This window comes from Actinophytocola sp., assembly GCF_045807065.1.
Classification (GTDB): Bacteria; Actinomycetota; Actinomycetes; order Mycobacteriales; family Pseudonocardiaceae; genus Actinophytocola.
Window position 1 is genome coordinate 1 of record NZ_JBJMIE010000189.1, and the last position, 5,957, is coordinate 5,957.

Annotated in this window: 6 protein-coding genes; 4 read left to right on the forward strand and 2 right to left on the reverse strand. The window is 70.6% G+C overall.

The window, feature by feature from the left end; all coding sequences use genetic code 11:
* Positions 1–79: 79 nt before the first annotated feature.
* Entirely contained in the window at positions 80–1,117 is a 1,038-nt protein-coding gene (locus tag ACJ73U_RS10980) for a WD40/YVTN/BNR-like repeat-containing protein (RefSeq protein WP_407777460.1), read from the reverse strand.
* Positions 1,118–1,216: 99 nt separating this feature from the next.
* On the opposite strand from ACJ73U_RS10980, the gene ACJ73U_RS10985 reads away from it, so the two are divergent.
* Positions 1,217–1,711, forward strand: coding sequence for a PH domain-containing protein (locus tag ACJ73U_RS10985; RefSeq protein ID WP_407777461.1), 495 nt, complete (start codon positions 1,217–1,219; stop codon positions 1,709–1,711).
* Positions 1,708–3,234 carry a PH domain-containing protein gene (locus ACJ73U_RS10990; protein WP_407777462.1) on the forward strand — a complete coding sequence of 509 codons (1,527 nt, stop codon included), beginning with the start codon at positions 1,708–1,710 and terminating at the stop codon, positions 3,232–3,234. Before ACJ73U_RS10985 ends, ACJ73U_RS10990 begins: the two co-directional genes overlap by 4 nt.
* A 408-nt stretch (positions 3,235–3,642) precedes the next feature.
* Here ACJ73U_RS10990 and ACJ73U_RS10995 read toward each other — a convergent pair whose 3' ends face one another.
* Complete coding sequence (locus tag ACJ73U_RS10995) at positions 3,643–4,050, reverse strand: RidA family protein (RefSeq protein WP_407777463.1); 408 nt, start codon at positions 4,048–4,050, stop codon at positions 3,643–3,645.
* Positions 4,051–4,127: 77 nt separating this feature from the next.
* On the opposite strand from ACJ73U_RS10995, the gene ACJ73U_RS11000 reads away from it, so the two are divergent.
* Both ACJ73U_RS11000 and ACJ73U_RS11005 read left to right on the forward strand, forming a co-directional pair.
* A complete protein-coding gene (locus ACJ73U_RS11000; RefSeq protein WP_407777464.1) occupies positions 4,128–5,069 on the forward strand; it encodes a LysR family transcriptional regulator in 942 nt (313 codons plus the stop codon).
* Positions 5,026–5,957: aldo/keto reductase family protein (locus ACJ73U_RS11005; RefSeq protein ID WP_407777465.1), on the forward strand; the 932-nt coding region annotated here is incomplete at its 3' end. The genes ACJ73U_RS11000 and ACJ73U_RS11005, both read left to right, overlap by 44 nt.

The following is a 5,957-nucleotide window of genomic DNA, read 5'->3' on the forward strand; positions in this document are numbered from 1 at the left end:
ACACTCATAAACAACACTACCATCAACCTAACTTCGGGACCGGTGAGTGTCCCGAACGCGCCTTTCCTGGCAGTCAGCCTCAGCCGAGGCGGAGGATGGCCACGGCGCCGGTGGCGCCGGCGGCCCAGCAGGCGCCGTCGCGGGCGCAGTCCACGGTGTCGAGGCTGCCGTCGTAGAACTGGCGCCAGTGCCGGCCGCCGTCGAAGGAGACGTCGCTGCCCGTGGGCCCGACCGCGAGCACGACGTTCGGCAGGAACGGGTGGTAGGTGACGCCCGAGCGGTAGCCGGCCGGCGCGGTGGCGGGCTCGCGCCACGTCCGGCCGCCGTCGCGGGACAGGGCCAGCGCGTGGGTGCCGACCGTCGGGTTGGCGTAGTCGCCGCCGACCGCGACGCCCGTGCGCGGGTCGCGGAACGCGGTCGCGAACACACCGGCGCTCTCGCCGCTCGCCAGCGGCGTCGCCGACGCGGTCCAGGTCCTGCCGCGGTCGGACGAGTGCAGCACGCGCGCGACCGACGAGCCACCAGTCGCGAGCCACGCGTCCCTGCTGCCGGCGGCCGTCACACACTGCCCGCTGGCCGAGAACTGGAACTCGCCGTCGAGTGCGGCCGGTCCGGGCAGCCGGGTCCACGACCGCCCACCGTCCGACGTGGACAGCACGCGGAACTCGCCGTTCACCGGGTCACCCGTGGCGAGGCCGTGGCGGGCGTCGAAGAACGCCAGGCAGTTGTAGAACGCGGCCGGGTCGCTGTTCTGGAACGCCGCCGACCACGTGCGACCGCCGTCGCTCGTCCGGTAGATCCGGGCGTCCGCGCCCTGGCCGGCCGTCAGCGCGACGGCCGTGCGCGCGTCGAACGCCTCGATGTCGCGGAAGTCGAGCGTGGCGGTGCCGGGCGGCGCGACCTGCTGCCAGGTGCGGCCGCCGTCGACCGTCCGCAGCACGGTGCCGCCCGAACCGCTCGCCCACGCGACGTGCCGGCTGACCGCGGACACCCCGCGCAGCCGGGCGTCGCTGCCGGTGGGGGTCGGTTGCCAGGTCAGCGCGGTGGCGCCCGCGCCGGGCGGTGCCACCACGAATGCGGCCAGGACCAGCAGGAAGATCATCAGCGCACGCTTCATGGTGGAGAACCTAATGTGCGATGTCCACCTGGGGAATGACAGCGAAAACCAGACCTCGGGCTGACGTCACGGCTCGTTCGATTCACTAGTTTGGCCGTCATGGAGGGGCAGATACGGCTGCGGCCGCCACGGCACCGGGTTGATCCCCGGGCCGTGCGCTACTGGATGACGGGGGAGGCGATCACCAATGTGGTGGTCGCCGTGGTGCTGGGCGTGCTCGCGTTACTCATCGAGCCGGCGCGGCCCTGGCTGCTCCTCGCGTTGGGGGCGGCGCTGCTGGTCGGCGTGCCGTACATGATCGTCATACCGCTGTGGCGGTACCGGGTGCACCGCTGGGAGGTCACCGAGGACGCCGTCTACACCCGCACCGGCTGGCTGTGGCAGGAGTGGCGCATCGCCCCGATGTCACGCATCCAGACCGTCGACACCGCACGGGGGCCGCTCGAGCAGGCGTTCCGGTTATCGAGCGTGACCGTGACGACCGCCTCGGCCGCCGGCCCGCTCAAGATCAAGGGCCTCGACCGGGAGGTGGCGGCCGACCTCGTGCGGAAGCTCACCGAGGTGACGCAGGCGAACCGGGGTGACGCGACATGACGGTCGCGTCGGTTCCCGAGGCGCGGGCGCGGACCGAGGAGGGCTGGCGGCAGCTGCACCCGCACACCGTGTGGGTGACGGCCCTGACCGTCGCGGGGATCCTGGCCGGCGTCGCAGTGCCCATCATCATCGGCATCACGGACGACGTGCCGATCTGGCTGGCGGGTCTCGTGGCGGTCGGCGGCATCGCGGTCGTGTCGGGTGGGGCGGCGTTCGTCGACCGGATGCGCTGGCGGTACACCACCTACCGGGTGACCGACGAACGGGTGGAACTGCGCTACGCCTGGGTGCTGCACAAGCTGCGGTCGGTGCCGCGCGAGCGGGTGCGGACGGTCGACCTGACGGCCAACCCGCTGTACCGCGTGTTCGGCCTGGCCAAGGTCGCGATCGGCACCGGTCAGCAGGCCGGCGAGCACAGCCACGTCACGCTCGACCCGGTGGACAAGGCGGTGGCGGAGGAGCTGCGGCGGTTGCTGCTGCGTCGTGCGGCTGCCCCGTCCGACGACGGCGAGCACGCCGGCCCGGAGATCGCGACGCTGTCCTGGCGCTGGATCCGGTACGCGCCGATCTCGGTCACCACGCCCCTCCTCGGCGCGGCGGCGTTCGGCGCGGTGATGCAGGTGGCGGACTGGTTCAAGCTGCAACCCGCCGTGTTCCGCACGGTTCGCGACCTGTTGGGCGGACCGTCGGTGCTGGGGCTGATCGCGGTGCTGGTCGTGGCCGCGGTGGTCGTCGGCGTGGTCGGCTCGCTGGGGCTGTTCGTCGAGATGTGGTACCGCTACCGGCTGGCTCGCGAGGACGGCAACCTCGTCATGACCAGAGGCCTGCTGACCACCCGATCGTTGTCGCTGGAACGCCGCCGGTTACGCGGCGTGGAGATCGTGGAGCCGCTGGGTGCCCGCCTGGCCGGCGCGGCCCGGGTTGACGTCATCGCGACGGGCATGACGAAGAAGACCGACGAGGACAAGACCGACCCGAAAACCATCCTGCCGGCCGCACCGTACGAGACCGCCCGCGCGGTGGCGGCCGACGTGCTCGGCTCACCAGCCGCCACCGCGACGGCGGTCACCCGACACCCCCGGGCAGCGTTGTGGCGCCGCGTGCGCTGGGCCCTGTACAGCGTGCTGGCGCTGGCGGCGGTACTGGCGGTGCTGGGCTGGCTGCTGACGGACGTGTTGCTGCACCTGGCGTGGATCTCGGCGGTGGTGCTGACCCCGGTGGCGGTGTTCCTGGCGTTCGAGTCGTACCGCAACCTGGGCCACGGCCTGGCGGAGAACCACCTGGTGACCCGCCACGGCGTAGGGGCGAGAAGAACCGCGGCCCTGGAACGAACGGGCGTGATCGGTTGGACCATCACCAGCTCCCCGTTCCAACGCCGGGCCGGCCTACTCACCCTCCACGCCACCACCCCGGCGAACAAGGGCGCCTACCCGGTATACGACGTGTCCATCACCGAGGGCCTCCACTTCGCGGACGAGGCCGTCCCGGGCCTGTTACACCCGTTCCTGGAACACCAGGACTGACTGTGAGTCCTGCCCAGCTCCGCACCGGACCGAACCATCCGCGTCCACGGTCAGGAGAACGCACGCCAGCTCGAAGCCCACCCACACCAGCCGCTCACGCGGCTTGATACACCATTGGAGCGTCGCCGCGATGGCGACCAGCTACACGGCGATCGGGTGGCAGCCGAGCGCCGAGCCGGGGTCGACGTGCAGGCCGGTGCGGGACAGCGCTTGAGCATGGCCGCGAGGTTCTCCGGCGCGCCCAGTTCGATGCCGGCCAGCGCGGGTCCGGTCTCACGCGCCTGACCCGGCTGCCATCCGGCATCCAGCCGCTACGGCGGCACGCGGACTGGTCCGTGACCGATTTCGGTTGCCGGCCGCCGTCTCCGGGGAGTCAGGTTTCGGTTGCCGGCCGGTGCCTCCGGGGAGTCAGGCCCGGCCCTGCACCACGGCCGTGATGTCCACCTCCAGCAGGAGACCCGGGCGGAAGAGCCTCGACACCTCGACGGTCGTGCTGGTGGGGCGGGCGTCGCCGAGGTAGCTCTGGCGAACCTCGCCGTACTCGCGGAGGCGGCTCATGTCCGCGAGGTAGGTGCGGATGTTGACCACGTCGGCGAACGTCGCGCCACGGTCGGTCAGCAGGGCGTCGATGGACTCGAACACCTGCTTGGTCTGTGCCCGCATGTCGCCGCCGCCCACCAGGTCGCCGGCGTGGTCCAGGGCGGCCTGGCCGGACAGGATGAGCAGCTTCGTGCCGCCCAGGTCGATCTCCGCCAGGTTGGCGTAGGCCGCGGCGGGCGGTGGCGCGGCGGGCGGGTTGTGGAAGGTCACTGTCACACCGGCGAACGTACGACTGCCCGGCACATGCGACAAGCGAATGATTCGCATGGCAGCCATGATCTAGGCTCATGGCTATGGACACCGCCCGCCTCACCGTGTTCCGCGAGGTGGCGACCCTCGGTTCGTTCACCGCCGCCGCGAAGTCGTTGCGGTACACGCAGTCCGCGATCTCCCGGCAGATCGCCGTGCTGGAGGACGACCTGGGCGTCGCCCTGTTCGACCGCGAGGCCCGCGGTGTCCGGCTCACCGAGGAGGGCCGCACCCTCCTCGCGCACGCCGAGGCCGTCCTCGACCGGCTCGACGTCGCCCGGCGGGAGATCACCGCGCTGCGCGAGGTCGATGGCGGCCGGCTGCGGGTCGGGGCCTTCCCCACGGCGGGCGCCGTCCTGGTGCCGCACGCGATGATGGCTTTCCAGAAGGATTTCCCGAACGTCGAATTGTCCTTCTCGGATGGTTTGTCGGCTCGGCTCGCCGACCGGTTGCGGGCCGGTGAGCTGGATGTCGTGGTGCTGGGCACGGCCGCCGAGGGCGCCGAGCACCTGCTCGACGACCCGATGTTCGTTGCCCTGCCACGCGATCACCGCCTCGCCGGGCGCAAGACGGTGCGGCTGACGGAACTTTCGGCCGAGCACTGGATCGCCGGCTCGCGCACGGTCGAGGACACGCTCATCGCCGCGTGCCTGCGCTCGGGATTCCGGCCGGCGGTTCACTACGTGGTACAGGAATGGACGACCAAACTCGGGCTCGTCGCCGCGGGTCTCGGCGTTACGCTCGTGCCCGGATTACTCCGTGGCGCTGTACGTTCGGACCTCGCGTTGGTCCGTCTGCGTGCGGACGAGGCGGCCACTCGGCCGGTGATGGTAGCCGCGGGCGACCGGGTGGTGGCGCAGCGGTTCTTGCCGTACCTCGTTGCCAGCGCTGGGAAATTGAGGGCCATGGTTGCTGACCGGAATGGCGGGTACGGTGCACGGCATGCGATTTCGCTCTCTCGGTCGCAGCGGGCTCAAAGTAAGTGAGATCACCTGCGGCAACTGGTTGACACATGAACCGGACAGAATCGGTGAATCGAAGGCGTGTGTGCAGGCGGCGCTGGATGCCGGCATCACCACCTTCGACACCGCCGACATCTATGGCGCACCGCACTACGGTGCGGCGGAAGAGATTCTGGGCGCGACGCTGTCGGGCGCGCGGCGTGAGTCAGTGCAGTTGATGACCAAGGTATGCCTGCCGTCGGGGCCGGGCCCGAACGACAGGGGCCTGTCCCGCAAACACCTCATGGAGAGCTGCACGGCATCATTACGCCGATTGCAGACGGATTACGTGGATTTGTACCAGGCGCACCGCTTCGACGAAGAAACGCCGCTGGAAGAAACAATGCTCGCGTTCGCCGACCTCGTGCGCGCCGGAAAGGTGTTGTATGTCGGAGTCTCCGAATGGACCGCCGAGCAAATCCAGGCGGGCGCGGCGCTCGCGAAGGAACTGCACGTGCCGCTGATCTCGAACCAACCGCAGTACTCGTTGCTGTGGCGGGTGATCGAGGCGGAGGTCGTGCCGGCGTCGGTGTCGCTGGGCATGGGGCAGCTCGTGTGGTCGCCACTCGCACAGGGCGTCCTCGCCGGCAAGTACCTCCCGGGCGCGCCGTTGCCGGCGGGCAGCCGCGCGGTGGACGAGCGAGGCGCGCGGTTCGTCAACCGGTACATGGGCCGCCCGGTCCTCGAGGCCGTACAACGCCTGGCGACCGTGGCGGCCGACCTGGGCACGACCCTGCCCAGGCTGGCGCTGGCCTGGGCACTGCACAACCCGGCGGTCTCGAGCGCGATCATCGGCATCTCTCGCCCGGAACAGCTGACGGACAACCTCCCGGTACCAGAACTGGAGCTGACCCCCGACGTCCTGACCGCCAT

Coding starts and splice junctions, on each gene's coding strand:
- ACJ73U_RS10980 (WP_407777460.1), bottom strand. CDS start 1,117: ATGAAGCGTGCGCTGATGATCTTCCTGCTGGTCCTGGCCGCATTCGTG.
- ACJ73U_RS10985 (WP_407777461.1), top strand. CDS start 1,217: ATGGAGGGGCAGATACGGCTGCGGCCGCCACGGCACCGGGTTGATCCC.
- ACJ73U_RS11000 (WP_407777464.1), top strand. CDS start 4,128: ATGGACACCGCCCGCCTCACCGTGTTCCGCGAGGTGGCGACCCTCGGT.
- ACJ73U_RS10990 (WP_407777462.1), top strand. CDS start 1,708: ATGACGGTCGCGTCGGTTCCCGAGGCGCGGGCGCGGACCGAGGAGGGC.